This window comes from Streptomyces sp. NBC_00203 (assembly GCF_045206325.1).
Taxonomy (GTDB): domain Bacteria; phylum Actinomycetota; class Actinomycetes; order Streptomycetales; family Streptomycetaceae; genus Streptomyces; species Streptomyces lutosisoli.
The window spans coordinates 1,592,112-1,611,963 of the sequence record NZ_CP108126.1; the positions used below are offsets into that span (position 1 = coordinate 1,592,112).

Consider the following 19,852-nt stretch of genomic DNA (forward strand, 5'->3'; position numbering starts at 1 on the left):
CCACGCGCGCGTACCTCACTCGGCCCCGTCCTCGCGCGCGTGCCCCACGTCACGCCGCGGGACAGCCGGACCCACCGCCCCCGCTCACGCGTCCCCGTACGCCTCTCCCCCGAGTTCGAACCCCGCCGTGCCCGCTGTCGCGTCCGCGAGCCACGCCCGGAAGGTCTCCACGTCGGAGTCCGGCAGCCCGATCTCGATGGTGACCGCCTCGGCGTACCGCACGTCCCGCACCTCGCGCCCGGTGGACCGCAGGTCGTTCTGCACCTTGCCGGCGCGCTGGTGGTCGACAGTCACCGTGGCCAGCCGGAATCTCCGGCGCGTGAGGGTGCCCAGCGTGTCCAGCGCCTCGCCCACTGAGCCGCCGTACGCCCTGATCAGTCCGCCCGCGCCCAGCTTGACCCCGCCGTAGTAGCGGGTGACGACGGCGACGACGTAGCGCATGTCGCGGCGCAGCAGCATCTGGAGCATGGGGACGCCCGCGGTGCCGCCCGGTTCGCCGTCGTCGCTCGCCTTCTGCACGGCCGCGTCGGCGCCGATGACGTACGCGTAGCAGTTGTGCGTGGCGTCGGCGTGCTCCTTGCGGACTCCGGCGATGAAGTCCTGGGCCTCCTGCTCGGTGGCGGCCGGGGCGAGAGCGCACAGGAACCGGGAGCGGTTGACCTCGGTCTCGTGCACGCCCGCGCGGGCCACTGTGCGGTACTCGTCCTGCATCACGCCAGCGTATGTGGTGCACGCGCGCGTGGAGCACGTCCCGTCCCCCCGCGGTTGCCCCGGGAGCGGGGCGGACAGCGAAGTGGTGGATACTCGCTCCTCGTTGCCCGGAGCCCCTGGGCGACGCCGAAGACCCCAGGCCGCACCGAGGACCGCGGGCCTTACCGACGGCCCGACCGTGGCCCGACCGATCGCAGGGAGATCGCAGCATGACCGGCACTCAGGTGGAGAGCGCGGACTCGGACACGCCCGGCCATCCGGAGCCCTCCGTTTCCACGCCCCGCTGGCGGGCGTGGCTCCTGGAGGGCCTGAGCGAGCAGTCGGCCCGTCACCCGGGCCCGCACGCCACCCCGGACGCCGAGCACCGGGGCCACAAGTGGTGGCGGGTCATGTGTCTCACCGGCGTGGACTACTTCTCCACGCTCGGCTACCAGCCGGGTATCGCCGCGCTCGCCGCCGGGCTGCTCTCCCCGCTCGCGACACTCGTGCTGATCGCGCTGACCCTGCTCGGCGCGCTGCCGGTCTACCGCCGGGTCGCGCACGAGAGCCCGCACGGCGAGGGTTCGATCGCGATGCTGGAGCGGCTGCTGCCCTGGTGGTCGGGGAAGATCTTCGTTCTCGTGCTGCTCGGCTTCGCGGCCACCGACTTCCTGATCACGATCACCCTGTCGGCGGCGGACGCCTCCGCGCACGTCGTGGAGAACCCTTTCGCCCCGCACTGGATGCACGGCGGGAACACCTGGATCACCCTCGTCCTGGTCGCCGCGCTGGGCGCGGTCTTCCTGAAGGGCTTCAAGGAGGCCATCGGCATCGCGGTGGCGCTCGTGGCGACGTATCTCACACTTAATGTCGTCGTTCTGGCCGTCGCCGCCTGGGAGGTGCTGAGCCACCCGGTCAGGATCGGCAACTGGACCGACGCGATGACCGCCGAGCACTCCTCGCCGCTCGCGATGATCGCCGTGGCACTCCTCGTCTTCCCCAAGCTGGCGCTCGGCATGTCCGGCTTCGAGACGGGTGCGGCGGTGATGCCGCAGGTCGAGGGCGACCCGACGGACACGTACGCGAAGCCGACGGGCCGGATCCGGGAGACCCGCAAGCTGCTCACCACGGCCGCCGTGATCATGAGCGGCTTCCTGCTGCTGTCCAGCCTCGCGACGACGATCCTGATCCCGCAGGACGCGTTCGAGAGCGGCGGCCCGGCGAACGGGCGCGCGCTCGCGTATCTCGCGCACGAGCACCTGGGCGAGGCGTTCGGCACGGTCTACGACATCTCGACCATCGCCATCCTCTGGTTCGCGGGCGCCTCCGCGCTCGCCGGGCTCCTCAACCTCGTACCGCGCTATCTGCCCCGCTACGGCATGGCCCCGGAGTGGACCCGTGCGGTGCGCCCGCTGGTCCTGGTGTTCATGGCGGCCGCGGTCTTCATCACGCTGTGGTTCAACGCGAACGTCGACGACCAGAGCGGCGCGTACGCGACCGGTGTGCTGGTCCTGATGCTCTCCGCGTCTTTCGCCTCGACGGTCGCCGTACACAGGAAGGGCCGTCGCGCCGCCGCGCTCGGCTTCGGCACGATCACCGCGGTCTTCGGGTACACGCTGGTCACCAATGTCATCGAGCGCCCCGACGGCATCAAGATCGCGCTGATCTTCATCCTCGCGATCCTGACCACGTCGTTCGCCTCACGCGTCCGTCGTGCCTTCGAGCTGCGTGCCGCGGCCGTCACGTTCGACGAGGCCGCGGCCCGGTTCATCGACGAGGCCGCGGCGAGCGGACCGCTCCAGCTGATCGCCAACGAGCCGCAGGAGCACAGCACCACGGCGTACCGCGCCAAGGAGTACAACCAGCGCGACCACACCCACATCCCCGACGGCCGCCCCGTGCTGTTCCTGGAGGTCTTCGTGACGGATTCCTCGGACTTCACGGCCGACCTCGCGGTGCACGGCGACGAGAAGCACGGTGTGCGCAGGCTGCGGGTGGAAGGCGCGACGGTGCCCAACACCATCGCCGCCGTCCTCATGCAACTGCGCGACCGCACCGGCCAGGTCCCGAACGCCTACTTCAACTGGACCGAGGGCAATCCGCTGAGCCACCTCGTGCGCTTCCTCGTCTTCGGCGAGGGCGAGGTCGCGCCGGTCACCCGCGAGGTACTCCGCCGCGCCGAGCCCGACCCCGATCGCAGGCCCCGGGTCCACGTCGGCTGAGCGGCCGTGCCGAGGGGCACGAAGGCCGGCCGGTCAGTGCTTCTTGCCTCTCGGCACCGTCACGTCCGTCAACAGGGCGGTACCGGGGGCGAGTTCCTGCCAGCTGCCGCCGTGCCAGGCGAGGATCGCGACGGCCGAGGTCGGGAACTTCGTCCGTACCTCGTCCAGCGCGTCGTCGAGGCCGTCCCCCGCCAGTTCGAGGACCAGCTCCTCAAGGCCCGGGTTGTGCCCGATCAGCAGCAACGTCCGCACTTGGTCCGGGACTTCGCGCACGGCGTCCAGCAACTCCGGTACGTCCGCCCCGTACAGCCGCTCGTCGAGCCGTACGGGTGGCGGGGTGCCCCACTGCTCCGCGGCCAGCTCCCAGGTCTGGCGGGCGCGTACGGCGGTGGAGCACAGGGCGAGGTCCGGCAGACAGTCGGCCTCGGCGAGGGCGCGCCCGGCCGCCGGGGCGTCGCGGCGGCCACGCGGCGCGAGCGGCCGCTCGTGGTCGGGCACGCCCGTGGGCCAGGCGGACTTGGCGTGCCGCAGGACGACGAGTCTGCGCAGCGGGCCGGCTCCGGCGCGCGCCATCACAGCGCCGCCCCGATCTCCCGGGTGAGTTCGAGCCCGAGGAGCCGGTCCGCGTAGGCGTACGTCTCGAAGCGGGCGCCCTCCGGCACGTCGGACGTCTCCACCCACCGCAGCACGCTCAGGACTCCGGGGACGTCCAGGTCGTCCTCCCAGGCCGCGCGCAGCCGTTGGCGTACGTCATCGGGGACGGGACGGGACGGCCGGGTCGCCCAGCCGGCGACCGCGGCGCGCCACCGCGTGAGTGTGTCGTCGGCGTCCTCCAGGACGGCCGCGTCGAGCCGCAGGGGGGCGTCCCTGCGGTGCGCGAGCAGGGCGAAGCGCAGGACGGTGGGATCCACGGAACCGCTGCCGGGTTCCACGGGGGCGACCTGGACACGGACGTCGCCGGCCGCCGTGCCGACTGCCGCGTCCCGGTCCGGGCCCACCACATGGATGGTCCGCGCGTCCCCCGGCCCGGGCGCGGTGTCGTGGTGGTCCTCGAACTGCCGGATACCGAGCGTCGCGGCACTCGCCAGGAGTTCCGCCTGGTCCGCCGGGCCGCTCAAGGTCGCCCAGACCGGTGTTCCGCCGATTTCCAGGGCCCGTACGAGGACGTCGGCGACGAGGAGCACCCGTAGACCCGTGGTGTCGGACCCGGACGCGCGTGCGTGGACGCGGACCAGACTCCGGCGGGCGCGGGCGGCGTCAGTGGGCTCGCCCGTTCGGGCGTCGATGATACGGAGCACGAGGTGAGCGTAGGCGGGCCGAAGGCCGTGCGCAGGGAGGTGGGACCGATTCCGGTCATGCGCAGGCGCACGGCGGCCTCAGCCGAACGTCCCCAGGTACCGTGCATACGGGCGATCGGTCGGTCGAGGAGGAGTTCCCGACTGGCTTCGGCAAGCCATCACGCGGCGTTCATGGCAGGGCCACGCAGGTGCCCCCGAGGCCTGAATGAGTGGTTCCGTTCAGTGCGTCACTCGGAGGCACCGGAGGGCTGCCCCATGGCCGGGACCGAACCCGCGTCCGCGATCAACCGCCGTCGTTTTCTGCTCGCCTCGGGCGCCGCCGTGGCAGCCGGGGCGTCCGGGACGGCGGGGGCGCTCCTGCCTGGGCAGCGCGCACATCCCTCCGTAAGGGATGCCGCCGTAAGGGATGCCGCCCGCCGGCCGGCCCGCACCGCCAGGCGCCCCGCACCGTACGGGACGACCACCCTGGAGACGACGGCCCGCCTCGGCGGCGCCCCGGACACCGGCACCTACCGGCGGCTGGTCGCGGGCCCCGGCTGGCCCCTCGTCGTACGGGGAGAACTCGCCCCTCCCCGGGCCGGCCGCGAGGACCGGCGTACGGCGCTCGCGTGCTTCGTGCAGTTCACCGACCTGCACCTCGCCGACGTACAGAACCCGCTGCGCACGGAGTTCCTGCGGTCCCGCACGGCCACCGCGTGGCGGGCGCAGGAGGCGCTGACCGTCGCGGGCGCGGTCGCGCTCGTGGAGCAGGTGAACGCGCTCGGCGGGGGCCCGCACACCCATCTGCCGCCCGCGTTCGTGATGACGACGGGCGACAACGTCGACAACAACTCCGCGATCGAGCTGGAGTGGTTCCTCACGCTGATGAGCGGCGGCCGGATCACCCCCAACACTGGTGACCCGACGGCCTACGAGGGCATCCAGAACTCCGGGCTTCCTCTGTACTGGCACCCCGGCGACGCGGCCCTGCGCGACCTGGACAAGCGGCGCGGGCTGCCCCTGATCCCGGGATTCCTCGACGCCGTGACCCGGCCGGTGAGCAGCCCGGGACTCCGTATCCCCTGGTACTCCACGGTCGGCAACCACGACGATCTGCCCGGCGGCTGTCTCTCCCCCGCGCTCGGCGACTTCGCGGTCGGCTCCCGCAAACTGCTGTCGGTGCCCGCCGCCGACGCGGCCGCCTACGCCAGGGCGCTCGGGTCGGGCGACGACCCCAAGAGCGAGGTGCTCAAGGCGATCCTGAGCAGACACGCGGCCTCGGCGCGGACCGTGACGGCCGACGAGCGACGACGGCTGTGCACCCCGCAGGACTATCTGGCAGCGCATCTCGACCCCGCCCACGCAGGCGCCGGTCCGGTCGGCCACGGCTATACCGAGGACCATCTCGACGGCGAGCGGATGTACTACAGCTTCCGGATCGCCGAGAACGTCATCGGCATCAGCATCGACACGACGTACCGCAGCGGCCACTACGAGGGCTCGCTCGGCACCGGCCAACTCCGCTGGCTGGAACGGACACTGGCCGCGCACAGTTCCCGGTCCTACGACGCGGACGGCCGTCTCGTACGCAATACGAGCGCCGACGACGCCCGCATCCTGGTCTTCAGCCACCACCACAGCCCGAGCATGACCCGCCGCCCCGACGCCGCCCGCACGGACGAACCGCGCCACGACGGCGCCGAGGTCATCGCCCTGCTCGGCCGGTTCCCGAACGTGGTCGCCTGGATCAACGGCCACAGTCACGTCAACCGGATCACGCCCCACGCGCACGCGACGCCCGCCCGCTCCTTCTGGGAGGTCAACACCGCCTCCCACGTGGACTATCCGCACCACGCCCGGCTGTTCGAACTGGCCGACAACGGGGACGGCACGGTGTCCCTGTTCACCACGCTCATCGAGTCGGCCGCCCCGCACCGCACCGCCCCCGGCTTCGACGACCTCTCGGCGGTGGGCCTCGCCTCCCTGTACCGGGAGCTGGCGTACAACGCTCCGGGCCTCGCCGCCGGCGCGCGGGCCGGCGTTCAGGAGGGCTGGGCGGGCGGGGCGGGCGACCGCAACACGGAGCTGGTGGGAATCAGTCCGTGACGCCCGCTGTTTCTCCCTGAGCAGCCATGACAGGGACCCTTAGGAGGCCGACCATGTACGGCGACCCGGCAACGATCCGCAAGATCCTCACCGAGCTCGGTGACACCTGGGCGATCGTCGGCCTGTCCTCGAACCAGCGCCGCGCGGCATACGGCGTCGCCGACGTCCTCCAGCGCTACGGCAAGCGCATCGTGCCGGTACACCCGAAGGCCGAGACCGTCCACGGGGAGAAGGGATACGCCTCCTTGGCGGACATCCCCTTCGAGATCGATGTGGTGGACGTCTTCGTGAACAGCGATCTCGCGGGACCCGTCGCCGACGAGGCGGTCGCCAAGGGCGTCAAGGCCGTCTGGTTCCAGCTCGACGTCATCGACGAGGCCGCGTACGACCGGGCCCGGGCCGCCGGACTCGACATGGTCATGGACTTCTGCCCGGCTATCGAGATCCCCCGACTCGGCTGACCCTCTAACCGCCCCGCGTCCAAATGCGGTTGACGCCCCGGGGGCCGCACCGGTTTCCTGCTCTGGTGCCCACCCTTCGTATCGAACAGCCGGACGACGAAGCCCGTCTCAACGACTGGCAGCATGTCCACAATGTGATCGTCCCGGCCGCCGCCATGTCGCTCGCCGAGGTGCGCGAGCGTGTCCGGCGCAACCACCTGGAGGTCGCGTATCTCGGCGACGTCCTGGTGGGCTGCACGACCGTGCGTCCGCCCACGGACGACACCGCCACGGCCACGGTGATCGCGCGCGTGCTCGCCGAGCACCGCGGTCAGGGGTTCGGCGAGGAGTTGTACGTACGCGGGCTGAAGCAGGCGCGCGAGGTGGGCGCCGAGGTGATCGAGACCGTCGTGCTGGCCGCCAACGAGGACGGACTGCGGTTCGCGCGGAAGCACGGGTTCATCGAGATCGAACGCTATGTGCTTCCGGGCGAGACCGCCGAGTGGGTCGACCTGCGGCTGGCCTGAGCCGGTCCGGACGGGTCGGCCCGCGGCTCGCGGCCCGCCCGAGCCGGTCACTTCCCCCGGTCGAGGAAGTCGGCGACGGTCTCGCTGAAGGCACGTGGGTCGTCGAGCCACGGGAAGTGGCCGGCATCCGGCTGCACGGTCAGCTCGGCCCGGGGAAACAGTTCCGCGACGGCGGCGGCGACGCGTGGCAGCGGGCCGCTGTCCAGCGCGCCCGCGATGAGCAGCACCCGCGCGTCCCACGAGGCGACGGCCGCGCGGGCCTGGTCGGGATCGAAGGCTCCGGGGCCCGGGTAGAGCTCCGCCGCCTCCTCGTTGCTCTGCTCGGCGTCGGTCGAGGCGTGCGCCTGGGCGGCCGCGTCCCAACGGCCGTAGAAGAACGGGGTGATGGTGTCCCAGTCGGCGTCGCTCGCGGAACCCGCCCAGACACGTTCGTACGCCTCGTACGCGGTCTCGAACCACGGCTCGGCCTTGCGCAGCTCGGCCGCCTCTCTGCGGTGTTCCTCGGTGAAGTCGACGCCGAGGGCCCGCGCCCGGCTGGTGACCAGCGTGAGGGAGCGGATGCGCCCCGGATGCCGGGCCGCGTACAGGAGGGCGAGGTCGCCGCCCGCCGAGTGAGCGAGCAGATCGACGCGCTCCAGGCCGAGGTGCGCGCGGAGTGCCTCGACGTCGCCGGCCTGACGGTCGCAGCGGTAGGTCGCCGAGTCGGCCGGGACGCCGGAGTCGCCGGTGCCCCGCAGGTCGAGCAGGATCAGCCGGCGGTGCCGCGCCAGCCCGCCGAGGTCGCCGAGGTAGGCGGAGGCGCGCATCGGCCCACCGGGCAGGCAGAGCAGCGGCTCGCCCTCGCCCCGTACGTGGTAGGCGAGTTGGGTTCCATCAGGGGCGGTGAAGGTCGGCATGACGCCATCCTCATCAGCGCCCGACGATCACGGCAAGCGGTTTACTTCCCCTGTACTGCGGCTCACCGGGACTCCGTCCGACACTTCGCTGATCGTGCCCCACTTCCACTGACACCGTCACGGGCACGTATACGTAGACGGACGGACACGGCATCGCGGAGACGGGGAGGGCCGGATGACGGAACTGCTGACAGGCATGCGGGTCGACTACAGCGATCACGACGACCCGGTGCTGATCCGGCCGGATGGCAGCCCGGTGGAGACCTGGCGGGAGAACTACCCGTACCCGCAGCGTATGGAGCGCAAGGAATACGAGTGGCACAAGCGGCTCCAGCAGATCGAGCTGCTGAAGTTGCAGAGCTGGATCAAGGAGACCGGCCGGCGTCTCGTCATCGTCTTCGAAGGACGGGACGCGGCCGGCAAGGGCGGCACGATCAAGCGGTTCACCGAGCACCTCAACCCGCGCGGCGCCCGGGTGGTGGCCCTGGAGAAGCCGACCGAACGCGAGCGCGGGCAGTGGTACTTCCAGCGGTATGTGGAGCATCTGCCGACCGCGGGCGAGATCGTGATGTTCGACCGGTCCTGGTACAACCGCGCGGGCGTGGAGCGCGTGATGGGCTTCTGCACGGACGACGAGTACCGGCGCTTCATGCGGCAGGCGCCCGCCTTCGAGCGGATGCTCGTCGACGACGGGGTGGACCTGATCAAGTACTGGTTCTCGGTGTCGCAGGGCGAGCAGCGCACCCGCTTCACGATCCGTCAGGTCGATCCCGTACGGCAGTGGAAGCTGAGCCCGATGGACCTGGCCTCCCTGGACCGCTGGGACGACTACACGGCGGCCAAGGTCGCCATGTTCCGCGAGACGGACACCGAACAGGCGCCCTGGACCGTCGTGAAGAGCAACGACAAGAAGCGGGCCCGCGTCGAGGCCATGCGCAGTGTCCTGGCCCGCTTCGACTACGCCGACAAGGACGAGGAGGTCGTCGGCAGCCCGGACCCGAGCGTCGTGGGCGCGGCGGTGAACCTGCTGGAGGCGGGCGAGGACGACACCGACGACTGAGGGGTACGACGACCACGGGGGCGTACGGCCTCCAGGTCGCCCTCAGTCGTGCGCGGGCCGGTCGCTGATGCGGTGGTCGGCCAGGCTCAGCGCCTCGTCGACCACCCGGCGCAGATGGCCGTCGCCGAGCGAGTAGATCACCCGGCGGCCTTCCTTCCGGGTGTTCACGAGCCCGGCGAGACGGAGCCGCGCCAGATGCTGACTGACGGCCGGACGTGCGGCGCCGCACGCCTCCGTGAGGGTGGTGACGTCGGCCTCGCCGCCGGTCAGGGCGTGGAGCAGCGCGAGACGGGTGCGGTCGCCCAGGAGGGCGAGGAGTTCGGCGGCGAGCGCGAACTGTTCCTCGCCGGGGGTGCGCGGGTGCGCATCATGCGCAGATGATAGGTGCATGCGTGCGCTCATACGCACATAATGGCCCTGTGGACGCCGACACGTCCACTCCCGCGCACCGGAAGGGGCCCCACGTGAGCGACCGGCACCACCACGAGCACGGCCTGGAGCACGACCACTCGGAGGGTCACCAGCACGGCCACGACCACTCGTACGGTCACGAGCACGGCCGCGACGCGCACGGCGACGCCCATCAGTACGGTCACACCCACCCGCACGCTCAGGACCGCACACCCGAGCACCCGCACGGGCACTCCCACCCGCACACCCTCGCGAGTCGCTTGCGCCACCTCCTCACCCCCCACTCCCACGAAACCGCCGACAAACTCGACTCCGCCCTGGAGTCGTCGGCCCGGGGCATGCGGGCGCTCTGGCTCTCCCTGGCCGTCCTCGGCGCAACGGCCTTGGCGCAGGCGGCCGTTGTCGTGGTCTCGGGTTCGGTCGCGCTGCTCGGCGACACCGTGCACAACGCCGCCGACGCGCTGACGGCCGTGCCGCTCGGGATCGCCTTCGTGCTGGGCCGGCGCGCGGCGACGCGACGCTTCACCTACGGCTACGGGCGGGCGGAGGACCTGGCGGGCATCGTGATCGTGCTGACGATCGCCGCGTCCGGGACCTTCGCGGCCTGGACGGCGGTCGAGCGGCTGCTCGACCCGCAGCCCATGCGGCACGTCCCGATCGTCGCGGCGGCCGCGCTCATCGGCTTCCTCGGCAACGAGTGGGTCGCCCGGCACCGCATCCGCGTCGGCCGCGAGATCGGCTCCGCCGCGCTCGTCGCGGACGGACTCCACGCGCGTACGGACGGGTTCACCTCACTCGCCGTACTGGTGGGCGCGGGCGGCGCGGCGCTCGGCTGGCAACTCGCCGACCCGCTGGTGGGGTTGGCGATCACGGCCGCGATCCTGCTCGTGCTGCGCGATGCCGCCCGCGAGGTGTTCCGGCGCGTGATGGACGCCGTGGACCCGGAGTTGGTGGACCGGGCCGAGCAGGCGCTGCGGGAGGTGCCCGGCGTACGCGAGGTGGGGGAACTGCGGCTGCGCTGGATCGGGCACCGGCTGCGCGCCGAGGTGGCGGTCGTCGTCGACGGCGAGGTGAGCGTGCGTGAGGCCCACCACATCGCGGTCGAGGCGGAACACGCGCTGCTGCACGCCGTACCGAAGCTCACCGCGGCCCTGGTGCACGCAGATCCGACGCCCGCGCCCGGAGAAACGGACCCGCACCTGACGCTGGCCCATCACACGGCCGCCTGACCAGGCCCGCGGGACGTGCGGCCACCTCCCCGCGACACGGCAGACGGGCAGACAGACGCCCAACTCCCCTGTCCGTGAAGGGGCTCAGGCCACCCCCAGCCCCTCCAGCACCACCACGTTCGGCAGCTCCGCGAACACCTTTCCCGGCACCAGCAGCTTCCCGCGCCGCCGACCACTGCCCACCAGCACATACGGCAGCTCTACGACGGCCGAGTCCACCAGCACGGGCCAGTGGACGGGGAGTCCGAGCGGAGTGATGCCGCCGTACTCCATGCCGGTCTCCCCGGTCGCCGTGTCCATCGGTGCGAACGAGGCCTTTCGCGCGCCGAGTTGGCGACGCACGGCGCCGTTGACGTCCACGCGGGTGGTGGACAGGACGACACACGCGGCGAGCGTGGTGTCGGCGCCGCGTCTGCCCGCGACGACCACGCAGTTCGCGGACTGGTCGAGCAGTTCCTGACCGTAGTGCTCGACGAAGGTGGCCGTGTCGGCCCACTCGGGGTCCGTGTCCACGTAGACGATCTGGTCGGCGGGGATGCTGCCCCGCCAGTCGCGTACGGCGTCGGCGACCGGGCGGGTGAGGTCGTCGAGGCAGTCGGGGGCGGGCATGGCGTGGCCGAAGTGTCCGAGGGGTGCGCGCATGACGGCACGCTAACAGCCGCGTCCGTGCGGCCCGTCGGGTGTCTCAGTGCACGAGTGGGACCGACACGGCCATGACCATCTCCACCGGCGCATCGCCCTTGTTGGCGTACGTGTGAGGGGTGTTGGCCTCGAACGACACGCTCGCGCCCTCGGGCACGAGGTACTCGACCCCGTCGACCGTGAGGGTCATCTCGCCCGCCATGACATGGACGAGTTCGACGGTGCCGGCGGGGTGCGGGTCCGAGGGGCTGCCGTCGCCGGGCATGAGCCGCCAGTCCCACATCTCCAGCGGCCCGGGCGCCTCGGTGCCCGCGAGCAGCCGGTTGTAACTGCCCGCGTCGGTGTGCCACAGCCGTACGGCCTGGTCGGCCGGGACGATCCGGACCTTGGGGCCCTGCTCGTAGTCGAGGAGGGTGGTGATGCTGACGCCGAGCGCGTCACCGATCTTGACGATGGTGCCGATGCTGGGGTTGGTCCTGGCCTGCTCGATCTGGATGAGCATGCCGCGGCTGACTCCGGCGCGCGCGGCGAGTGCGTCCAGAGTGAAGCCGCGCTCGGTGCGCCAGCGCTTCACGTTGCGCGCCAGGGACTGAGTCAGCAGGTCGAGGTCCGACACATTCCGTCCAATATTCTGGATGACAGAGTTCAATCAGGTGAACTATGGTGTGGTGCACCTGATCGTTCACCGAACTGTACTGCGAGGCATCCCGTGACAGCACTCTTCGCCCTGGCCACCAGCCTCCTGTGGGGCCTGGCCGACTTCGGCGGAGGACTGCTGACCCGGCGTACGCCCGCCCTCACGGTGGTCGTCGTCTCCCAGGCGATCGCGGCGGCGGTCCTCGGCGCCATTGTGGTCGCCACCGGCGGCTGGAGCGCGGCCGGACCGCAGCTGTGGTTCGCGTTCGCCGCCGGACTGGTGGGCCCGGTCGCCCTGCTCTCCTTCTACAAGGCGCTCGCCCTGGGCCCGATGGGAGTCGTCTCCCCTCTCGGTTCGCTCGCCGTGGCCGTCCCGATCACCGTGGGACTCGTCCTGGGCGAGCGTCCTGGGCTGCTGCAGATCGCGGGCATCGCGGTCGCCGTGTCGGGTGTGGTGCTCGCGGGCGGGCCTCAGCTGCGCGGCGCGCCCGTGCAGCGGCAGGCGATCCTCCTCACCCTGGTCGCGGCGCTCGGTTTCGGCACGGTGTTCGCGCTGATCGCGGAGGCGTCGTCGTCGGTCACCGGGCTGTTCCTCGCGCTGTTCGTCCAGCGCGTGACCAACGTGGCGGTAGGCGGCACGGCCCTCTTCGTCTCGGTGAGGCGTGGCGCCCGGGCCGTCCCCGAGGGCGGTTTCCCCTGGAACTCCCTGCCCGCGCTCGCCTTCGTCGGCCTCGCCGATGTCGCGGCCAACGGCACCTACTCGGTCGCCGCCCAGCACGGCCCGGTCACCGTGGCCGCCGTCCTCGCCTCGCTCTACCCGGTGGTCACCGCCCTTGCGGCGCGCGGCATCCTCAGCGAGCGGCTGCGCGGAGTGCAGGCGGCGGGAGCGGGCCTGGCTCTGGTCGGGACGGTGCTGCTGGCGACGGGCTGAGTCAGGACTCCGCCCGTGCGTCCCGTACATCCCCGGAGGCGCCCTCGGCATCGAGGTCCAGCTCGGCCAGGCGCGCCGCGGCCTCCTCGTCCAGCCCCGACAGCGCCAGCAGCTGCTCCGGCGTCACTCCGTCGGGAATCGGCACCGGCGCCGGGGTCCGCAGCGGCGGCTGCCACCCCTCCACCGGATCCCAGCGCCGCACGACGCGCGCGGGAGCGCCCGCCACGACCGAGTGGTCCGGCACCGCACCACGTACCACCGCACCCGCCGCCACCACGACGTTCCGCCCGATCCGCGCCCCCGGCAGGATCACGGCCCCGGTCCCGATCCAGCAGCCCGGCCCGATCTCCACCGGTTCCATCCGGGGCCACTGCTTGCCGATGGGCTGGTGCGGATCGTCGTACGAGTGGTTCGTCGACGTGACGTACACGTACGGCCCGAAGTAGCAGTCGCTGCCGATGGTGACCGTCGTGTCGGCGATGACGTGGCTCCCGCGGCCGAGCACGACGCCGTCGCCGATGCGCAGGATCGGGTCGGCGCCGAGGTCGAGGTCGGGCATCAGACCGGCGGTCAGCGTGACCTGTTCGGCGACGATGCAGTGGGAGCCGAGGTGGATCCAGGGTTCGCCGAAGACCGTGCCCAGCGGGAAGGCCAGCCTGGTATGTGTTCCGATGGCCCCGAAGCGGAGCCGTCCCGGGTGCTCGGCCGTGACCGCACCCGTGCGCTGCACCCAAGCCCAGCCCGCGTGGACGGCGCGCTGCGCGAGGCGGCGCCGCCATGATGAGAACGTGTTCTTGCTCTTGGGCACCCGCTCACGGTACTCAGCGCGAGGTGCGCCGATGAGCTCGTACGGCTGTGATCTTCACCCCACCGGGGCAGGGAACGATGGCATACGGTGCCGGTGTACCGAACGACGACGAGACACGGAGACGGTGATGACGCATCAGGCGCTGATCATGGGGATCGGCGGCAAGGATCCGCAGGTGGACCCGGAGGCCTTCGCGGCGCCCACGTCCGTGGTCATCGGGGACGTCACGCTGCACGAGGGCGCGAGCGTCTGGTACGGCGCGGTGCTGCGCGCCGATTGCGGTCCGATCGTCATCGGCGCCAGCAGCAATGTGCAAGACAATTGCAGCCTTCATGTGGACCCCGGCTTCCCCATCACCGTCGGCGAGCGCGTCTCCATCGGCCACAACGCCGTGCTGCACGGCGCCACCGTCGAAGACGACTGCCTGATCGGCATGGGCGCCACAGTCCTGAACGGCGCGGTGATCGGCGCCGGCTCCCTGGTGGCCGCCCAGGCACTCGTCCCGCAGGGCATGCAGGTCCCCCCGGGCTCCCTGGTCGCAGGCGTCCCCGCCAAGGTCAAGCGCCAGCTGACGGCCGAGGAACGCGAGGGCATCTCACTGAACGGCACGTTGTACGTGGACCTGGCAAAGGCCCACAAAGAGGCTCACGAGTAAAGACGCCGGGAGGGGAGAACGCGCCCCGTAAGGGGCGCGGGGAACTGCGCGAGCAACCACAAACGGCCCGCAGTCACGAACCGGCGGAACCTACTCGGCGGCTGCAACGGGCTCTCGCTCCGCCGCCTCCCGCTCGGCAGCAACCTTCTTCGCCTTCCGCCTGACGACCAGCATCGAAGCGAGCCCGATGAGCAGCGCCACCACAAGGCCGAGGTACGAGAACCGCTTGAGCCACGACTCGGCGACCACACCCACGTAGTAGATGACCGCGGTCGTCCCCCCGGCCCAGATGATCCCGCCGAGCACGTTGGCGATCAGGAACTTCCAGTACGGCATCCGCAGCACACCCGCGAGCGGCCCCGCGAAGATCCGCAGCAGGGCGACGAAGCGGCCGAAGAAGACGGCCCACATCCCCCACTTCTCGAAGGACTTCTCGGCCGTGGCGATATGGCCCTCGCTGAAGTGCTTGGGGAACTTCCCGCCGAGCCAGGCGAGGAGCGGGCGTCCGCCCTTGCGGCCGATGGCATAGCCGATGGAGTCGCCGACGATCGCGCCGAGGCTGGCGCACGCGCCGAGGATGACCGGGTTGATGCCGTCGTGCTGCGAGGAGAGCAGCGCCGCCGAGATCAGGATGATCTCGCCGGGCAACGGGATGCCCAGGCTCTCCAGGCCGATGACCAGGCCCACCAGCGCGTAGATGCTGACCGCGGGCACCGTCTCGAGCCACTCCTGGACGTGCAACGCCGGTTCCTCCCGTTTCGCTGTGCGTGATCCGGGCACCTGCGCTGCGCATGATCACCCGGCGTGCGCTCCCCCCTGAGCGCACGCCGGGCAGCCTACCTGGTCGGCCTCACGAGGCGGAGTCCCAGAGGTCGCACCGGTGCTCGCTGTGGACGGTGGCGCTGAGGATGTTCCCGCCCGCGGAGGCAGTCCGCAGCGAGAGCACCCGCCCGGTTCCCGCGGGCATCGCGGGCTGACCGTCCGCCCGCGGCACACCGCCGCGAATGAAGGATCCCCAGTACCGCACCATCTGCCGCGAGAGCACCCGCTGCTCCGCGTTCAGCGGTGATTCCAGCCCGAAGTGCTTGAAGAGGTACTGCACCTCATTGACGTGGGTCGCGCCGAAGTCGAAGTCCGTGTGCAGATTGCGCAGCGAGGCGAAGGGCGGTGAGGTGCGGTCGGCGAACTCGTACGAGTAGACAGGACCGCGGGCCGCGAGGGCGCCGTCGAGCCGGAGCGCCGGGCAGGCCATCAGATAGTCGCCGAAGGCGGTGCCATAGGCGATGGTCGGGGAGGGGTAGTCCGACAGCGGGTAGCGCGCGAGCACCCGCTTGCCCCGGTCCGCGCCGAAGACGGCCTTCACGACCACCGGATACAGCTCGGCGGTGAGCGGCGTGCCACTCGCGTCGAACTGACCGAAGGCGAAGAGACGCCCCTCGTCCTGGTTCGCCCCGTTCAGCACGGGGACCCGGGCGGCAGCCCCCTTCGCGTACGCCTCGAAGGGCTGCACGGGCAGGAAGTCACCGCCCACGACGGGTCCCCAGTCGAAGCCGGCCTGGGCCGCGAGGATCTCCTCGGGGGACTTGCCCCGCAGACAGGCGAGTGAGAGATCGGCGCAGCCCGCCTTCTTCGCGAAGGCCGCGCCGGCCGCTACGGCCGTGTCGTGCGCGCGTGCCGCACAGTTCCCGTACGCGCCGCTCTCGACAATTCCCGCCCGGTACAAGCCCTTTGAGGTCGGCGAGGCCATCTGGGTGCAGACCGAACGGCCGCCCGCCGACTCGCCCGCGATGGTGACGCGGCCCGGATCGCCGCCGAAGCGGCCGATGTTGGCGCGCACCCAGCGCAGCGCGGCCTGCTGGTCGAGCATCCCGAAGTTGCCGGAGACCCCGTCGCGCGCCTCGCCGTCGAGTCCGGCCGTGGCGAGGAAACCCATCGCGCCCAGGCGGTAGTTGACGGTCACGACGACCTCGCCGGTCTGCCGGGCGAAGGTGTCGGGCACGATGTCCGCGCCCGCGCCCGCGGTGAGCCCGCCGCCGTGCAGCCAGACCATCACCGGTCGCCGTCCGGCGCCGTCGGGGACGTACACATTGAGGTCGAGGCAGTCCTCGGTGTGGGTGGGCTGTTCGTACCCCGGGTCCCAACTCGCCGTCTGTACACAGCGGTTGCCGAAGTCCTGTGCGGTGCGTACGCCTTTCCAGGGTTCGACGGGCCGCGGGTTCTTCCAGCGGAGGTCGCCGACGGGCGGCTGGGCGTACGGGATGCCGAGGAACTGCCGTCCCTCGGTGGTGGTTTCGCCGCGGACCCAGCCCGCCTCCGTACGCACGACGGCGTGCCGGGTGGCGGATTCGGACGCGGACTGGGCCGGTGCCGGGGCGACGAGGACGGTGGCGAGGGCGGTGAGCCCGATGGCCAGGCGGCGTATCACGCGCTCACCTCCGCGGTCGTCCGCAGTCGCAGATCACGCGAGGACGCACCCGCCCACACCTTGCGGCGCCCGGTGCCGAGCACCCAGTCGTGCCGCTTCGCGTCCCAGGAGGAGAGCGTGCCCTTCTCGACGACCACGGTGACCCGGCGCCGCTCCCCCGCCCGCAGCGCGAGCCGCCGGTAGCCGCCCAACACCCGTACGGCCTGATCGAGTCGGAGATCCGGCGACGGACCGACGTAGACCTGCGCGACCTCGATGCCGTCGCGCCGCCCGGTGTTGCGCACGGTGAAGCTCACTTCGAGGCCGTGGCGGGCCCGGCGGACATGCAGGTCGTCGTACGTGAAGGAGGTGTATGACAATCCGTGACCGAAGGGGAACAGTGGGCGCACACCGTCGGCGTCGTACCAGCGGTAGCCGGCGTGGATGCCCTCCGAGTACTCCTCGGTGCCGTCGACGCCCGGGTAGCGGCGTGGGTCCCCGGCGACCGGGTGGTGGCCGTCGTCGACCGCGAAGGACTGGGTGAGCCGGCCGCCCGGATCGCAGTCGCCGAACAGGACGGCGGCGGTGGCGGCGGCGCCCTCCTGACCCGGGTAGTACATCTGGAGCACGGCGGCCGTGCTCCGCAGCCACGGCATGGAGGTCGAGGAGGAGGTGTTGAGGACGACGGTCGTACGGGGATTCACCGCCGTCACCGCCTCGATCAGCTCGCTCTGGTGACCGGGCAGCGCGATGGTCGTGCGGTCCAGGCCCTCGGTCGCGTCCTCGTAGGCGAAGAGGACGACACTGTGCGCGGCGCGCGCGGCCTCGACCGCCTCGGCGACGTCCTGCGCGCGGGTCGCCCCGGTGATGCGCCGCAGCCGGAACAGCTCCCCGCCGGTGCCGCCCTGCGCGGTGATCTGGAGCTTGTGCGCACCCGTGGTGAGGCTGAGCGCCTTGCGGCGCACCGACAGGCCGTCTGGTGCGGCGGAGACGAGTCCGCCCGAGAAGTACTCGCCGTAGCCGGGCGCCACCGGGAAGAGGTCCTCGCCGTCGAGGAGCACCTTGGGCCGCACGCCCGAGTAGTGGATGACGAAGGTCCACTCGTCGTCGTCGGCGGCGGTGAGCATCCCCTCGTAGGTCCAGGTCTGCCCGGCGGCGACGGCTTGGGCCTCGGTGTTGAAGCCCGGGCTCAGCGCGCTCGCGGGGATGGGCTTCCCGAAGAGGTCCTCACCGAGGGAGTACGAGACGTGAGCGCCGCGTCCCGCGCGGGACTTGATGGCGTCGAGCGGGCTGTCGGCGTGGTCGGGGACGACATGTGCGCTGCCGCCGCCGCTGACGAACGGGAGCGATCCGGTGGGTCCGACGACGGCGATGCTGCGGGCGGCGGCTCCGGTCAGGGGCAGCGCGTGGTCTTCGTTGCGCAGGAGGGTCGCCCCGGCCTTGGCCACCTCCAGGGCGACGGCGGCGCCCGCCTCGGGGTCACGGGCCGGGCGGGGCGGGACACTCCCGTCGAGCAGCCCGAAGCGGTCCGTCACCGCGAGGATGCGGCGCACGGCACGGTCGACGTACGTCTCGGAGACGCTGCCGTTCTGGACGGCCGTCTTCAGGGCGTCGCCGAAGTAGATGCCGCCGGGCATCTCCATGTCGAGGCCCGCGGTGATCGCGGCGTCGGTGCTGTGGGCTGCGAACCAGTCGGTCATCACCCAGCCCTCGAAGCCCCATTGGTCACGCAGGACATCGGTGAGCAGCGTCTTGTTCTCGCAAGCGAAGGTGCCGTTGACCTTGTTGTACGCGCCCATGACGGCGCCGGTGCGGGCGGCGACGGCCGCCTCGAAACCGCGCAGCTCGACCTCGTGCATGGTCTGCTCGTCGACCCGCACATCGATGGAGTTGCGGTCCTTCTCCTGGTTGTTCATCGCGAAGTGCTTGACGGTGGCGATGAGTCCCTCGCCCTGGATGCCGCGGATCTCCGCCGCGACCAGGTCGCCGGCCAGCAGCGGATCCTCGCTGAAGGTCTCGAAGTTGCGGCCCGCGTACGGGGTGCGGATGAGGTTGACCATCGGGGAGAGCAGCACGTCCTGGCCCAGGGCGCGGCCTTCCCGCCCGATGACCTGGCCGTAGCTGCGGGCAAGGCCGGGGTCGAAGGCCGAGGCGAGCAGGACGGGGGCGGGCAGAGCCGTCGCGTGCTGGGTGACGCGGACGCCGGCCGGGCCGTCGGCGAGGCGGAGCGGGGGGATGCCGAGGCGCGGGACTCCGGGCACGTATCCGGCCTGGCCGAGCGAGTTGGGGTCGGTGGCGCCGTGCAGCAGGGAGATCTTCTCGTCAAGGGTGAGTTTGCCGATCAAACCCTCTACGCGAGGGCCGGCGCCGGATCTGGACTCCGCATGGGCGAGCGGGGCGGGACCGGCAGTGGTGGCCGCCGCGGCGACCGCGATGGCGCCGCCCAGAAGCCGCAGGGTCGATCGCCGGGAAAAGGTGTGGGACATGAGCCGTCACTCCTTCGGTGTGCGGGCACGTCGTTGTGAACCGCGTGTACACGTGCCAACGGCAGTCGCATTCGCCCTTTGAACACACTCTGCGACAGAGGCGACTTGACGTGCCGTCAGGCACCACGGGTACGGCGCGAAAACTATGACTGGAGGTGACTCGTGTCAATGAAGTGAACAGAAACGGCTGCCACTCCGACAAGAACCGAAGCGACGACCGGCGGAACACCCGCCTGCGCGAGGCGCGCAGCGACCGTCAGCGTGAGGCGCGGGCCGGCAGCCCCGCGAGCACTACTGCGGTCCGGGCGGCCGCTTCGGCCTGGCCGGCCCCACACCCAGAGACGGCGTTGGTCGCTGGGCCCTGGGCCCCCGTCACACGCCCCCGCCCCACAACAAAGGGCCCCGACCAGGGCGTACTCCCCGGTCAAGGCC

At 71.5% G+C, this 19,852-nt stretch carries 19 protein-coding genes; 8 read left to right on the forward strand and 11 right to left on the reverse strand.

Features of this window, described 5'->3' with window-relative positions; all coding sequences use genetic code 11:
• Positions 1-84: 84 nt before the first annotated feature.
• Entirely contained in the window at positions 85-711 is a 627-nt protein-coding gene (locus tag OG975_RS07430; protein WP_406328286.1) for a YigZ family protein, read from the reverse strand.
• A gap of 209 nt (positions 712-920) precedes the next feature.
• Here OG975_RS07430 and OG975_RS07435 point away from each other — a divergent pair, with 209 nt between their 5' ends.
• Positions 921-2,912, forward strand: a complete 1,992-nt coding sequence (locus OG975_RS07435) for an amino acid transporter (RefSeq protein WP_406328287.1) — start codon at positions 921-923, stop codon at positions 2,910-2,912.
• A 33-nt stretch (positions 2,913-2,945) separates the two neighbouring features.
• Here OG975_RS07435 and OG975_RS07440 read toward each other — a convergent pair whose 3' ends face one another.
• The gene (locus OG975_RS07440; RefSeq protein ID WP_406328288.1) at positions 2,946-3,488 is read right to left on the reverse strand and encodes a SixA phosphatase family protein; all 543 of its coding nucleotides are present in this window, start codon (positions 3,486-3,488) and stop codon (positions 2,946-2,948) included.
• Positions 3,485-4,210: a hypothetical protein gene (locus OG975_RS07445; RefSeq protein ID WP_406328289.1), complete on the reverse strand. Its 726-nt coding sequence runs from the start codon at positions 4,208-4,210 to the stop codon at positions 3,485-3,487. Before OG975_RS07445 ends, OG975_RS07440 begins: the two co-directional genes overlap by 4 nt.
• Before the next feature lie 255 nt (positions 4,211-4,465).
• Here OG975_RS07445 and OG975_RS07450 point away from each other — a divergent pair, with 255 nt between their 5' ends.
• The 3 genes from OG975_RS07450 to OG975_RS07460 all read left to right on the forward strand — a co-directional run bounded on the left by OG975_RS07450 (position 4,466) and on the right by OG975_RS07460 (position 7,262).
• Positions 4,466-6,295, forward strand: a complete 1,830-nt coding sequence (locus tag OG975_RS07450; RefSeq protein ID WP_406328290.1) for a TIGR03767 family metallophosphoesterase — start codon at positions 4,466-4,468, stop codon at positions 6,293-6,295.
• A gap of 53 nt (positions 6,296-6,348) precedes the next feature.
• The gene (locus OG975_RS07455) at positions 6,349-6,756 is read left to right on the forward strand and encodes a CoA-binding protein (protein ID WP_406328291.1); all 408 of its coding nucleotides are present in this window, start codon (positions 6,349-6,351) and stop codon (positions 6,754-6,756) included.
• A gap of 65 nt (positions 6,757-6,821) precedes the next feature.
• Entirely contained in the window at positions 6,822-7,262 is a 441-nt protein-coding gene (locus OG975_RS07460) for a GNAT family N-acetyltransferase (protein WP_406328292.1), read from the forward strand.
• Positions 7,263-7,309: 47 nt separating this feature from the next.
• Here OG975_RS07460 and OG975_RS07465 read toward each other — a convergent pair whose 3' ends face one another.
• Positions 7,310-8,158: an alpha/beta fold hydrolase gene (locus OG975_RS07465; RefSeq protein WP_406328293.1), complete on the reverse strand. Its 849-nt coding sequence runs from the start codon at positions 8,156-8,158 to the stop codon at positions 7,310-7,312.
• Positions 8,159-8,333: 175 nt separating this feature from the next.
• Between OG975_RS07465 and ppk2 the strand changes: the two genes are divergently transcribed.
• Positions 8,334-9,218 (forward strand): polyphosphate kinase 2, encoded by an 885-nt coding sequence (gene ppk2 / locus OG975_RS07470; protein WP_406328294.1) that lies wholly within the window; start codon positions 8,334-8,336, stop codon positions 9,216-9,218.
• A 42-nt stretch (positions 9,219-9,260) separates the two neighbouring features.
• Here ppk2 and OG975_RS07475 read toward each other — a convergent pair whose 3' ends face one another.
• Positions 9,261-9,620 (reverse strand): metalloregulator ArsR/SmtB family transcription factor, encoded by a 360-nt coding sequence (locus OG975_RS07475; RefSeq protein WP_327427070.1) that lies wholly within the window; start codon positions 9,618-9,620, stop codon positions 9,261-9,263.
• A 62-nt stretch (positions 9,621-9,682) separates the two neighbouring features.
• Here OG975_RS07475 and OG975_RS07480 point away from each other — a divergent pair, with 62 nt between their 5' ends.
• Entirely contained in the window at positions 9,683-10,858 is a 1,176-nt protein-coding gene (locus OG975_RS07480) for a cation diffusion facilitator family transporter (RefSeq protein WP_406328295.1), read from the forward strand.
• A gap of 84 nt (positions 10,859-10,942) precedes the next feature.
• Here the strand turns inward: OG975_RS07480 and OG975_RS07485 are convergent, their stop codons facing one another.
• Together OG975_RS07485 and OG975_RS07490 are read right to left on the reverse strand one after the other, a co-directional pair.
• Positions 10,943-11,500 (reverse strand): YbaK/EbsC family protein, encoded by a 558-nt coding sequence (locus tag OG975_RS07485; RefSeq protein ID WP_406328296.1) that lies wholly within the window; start codon positions 11,498-11,500, stop codon positions 10,943-10,945.
• Between the two features lie 43 nt (positions 11,501-11,543).
• The gene (locus OG975_RS07490; protein WP_406328297.1) at positions 11,544-12,116 is read right to left on the reverse strand and encodes a helix-turn-helix domain-containing protein; all 573 of its coding nucleotides are present in this window, start codon (positions 12,114-12,116) and stop codon (positions 11,544-11,546) included.
• A 93-nt stretch (positions 12,117-12,209) separates the two neighbouring features.
• Here OG975_RS07490 and OG975_RS07495 point away from each other — a divergent pair, with 93 nt between their 5' ends.
• Entirely contained in the window at positions 12,210-13,067 is an 858-nt protein-coding gene (locus OG975_RS07495) for an EamA family transporter (RefSeq protein ID WP_406328298.1), read from the forward strand.
• Between the two features lies 1 nt (position 13,068).
• Here OG975_RS07495 and OG975_RS07500 read toward each other — a convergent pair whose 3' ends face one another.
• Positions 13,069-13,908: an acyltransferase gene (locus OG975_RS07500; RefSeq protein WP_406336187.1), complete on the reverse strand. Its 840-nt coding sequence runs from the start codon at positions 13,906-13,908 to the stop codon at positions 13,069-13,071.
• Positions 13,909-14,002: 94 nt separating this feature from the next.
• On the opposite strand from OG975_RS07500, the gene OG975_RS07505 reads away from it, so the two are divergent.
• Positions 14,003-14,530 (forward strand): gamma carbonic anhydrase family protein, encoded by a 528-nt coding sequence (locus OG975_RS07505; RefSeq protein ID WP_406328299.1) that lies wholly within the window; start codon positions 14,003-14,005, stop codon positions 14,528-14,530.
• A 90-nt stretch (positions 14,531-14,620) separates the two neighbouring features.
• Here OG975_RS07505 and OG975_RS07510 read toward each other — a convergent pair whose 3' ends face one another.
• The 3 genes from OG975_RS07510 to OG975_RS07520 form a co-directional block, all read right to left on the reverse strand.
• Entirely contained in the window at positions 14,621-15,271 is a 651-nt protein-coding gene (locus OG975_RS07510) for a DedA family protein (protein ID WP_406328300.1), read from the reverse strand.
• 109 nt (positions 15,272-15,380) lie between these two features.
• A complete protein-coding gene (locus OG975_RS07515; protein ID WP_406328301.1) occupies positions 15,381-16,955 on the reverse strand; it encodes a carboxylesterase/lipase family protein in 1,575 nt (524 codons plus the stop codon).
• On the reverse strand, positions 16,952-19,420 hold the full coding sequence (locus OG975_RS07520; RefSeq protein WP_406328302.1) for a beta-glucosidase: 2,469 nt from the start codon (positions 19,418-19,420) through the stop codon (positions 16,952-16,954). Before OG975_RS07520 ends, OG975_RS07515 begins: the two co-directional genes overlap by 4 nt.
• Positions 19,421-19,852: the final 432 nt, after the last annotated feature.

What these genes read in the sequence shown, in the direction of transcription:
- OG975_RS07430 (WP_406328286.1), bottom strand. Translation starts at nt 711, where the DNA reads ATGCAGGACGAGTACCGCACAGTGGCCCGCGCGGGCGTGCACGAGACC.
- OG975_RS07435 (WP_406328287.1), top strand. Translation starts at nt 921, where the DNA reads ATGACCGGCACTCAGGTGGAGAGCGCGGACTCGGACACGCCCGGCCAT.
- OG975_RS07450 (WP_406328290.1), top strand. Translation starts at nt 4,466, where the DNA reads ATGGCCGGGACCGAACCCGCGTCCGCGATCAACCGCCGTCGTTTTCTG.
- OG975_RS07455 (WP_406328291.1), top strand. Translation starts at nt 6,349, where the DNA reads ATGTACGGCGACCCGGCAACGATCCGCAAGATCCTCACCGAGCTCGGT.
- OG975_RS07465 (WP_406328293.1), bottom strand. Translation starts at nt 8,158, where the DNA reads ATGCCGACCTTCACCGCCCCTGATGGAACCCAACTCGCCTACCACGTA.
- ppk2 (WP_406328294.1), top strand. Translation starts at nt 8,334, where the DNA reads ATGACGGAACTGCTGACAGGCATGCGGGTCGACTACAGCGATCACGAC.
- OG975_RS07475 (WP_327427070.1), bottom strand. Translation starts at nt 9,620, where the DNA reads ATGAGCGCACGCATGCACCTATCATCTGCGCATGATGCGCACCCGCGC.
- OG975_RS07485 (WP_406328296.1), bottom strand. Translation starts at nt 11,500, where the DNA reads ATGCGCGCACCCCTCGGACACTTCGGCCACGCCATGCCCGCCCCCGAC.
- OG975_RS07505 (WP_406328299.1), top strand. Translation starts at nt 14,003, where the DNA reads ATGACGCATCAGGCGCTGATCATGGGGATCGGCGGCAAGGATCCGCAG.
- OG975_RS07520 (WP_406328302.1), bottom strand. Translation starts at nt 19,420, where the DNA reads ATGTCCCACACCTTTTCCCGGCGATCGACCCTGCGGCTTCTGGGCGGC.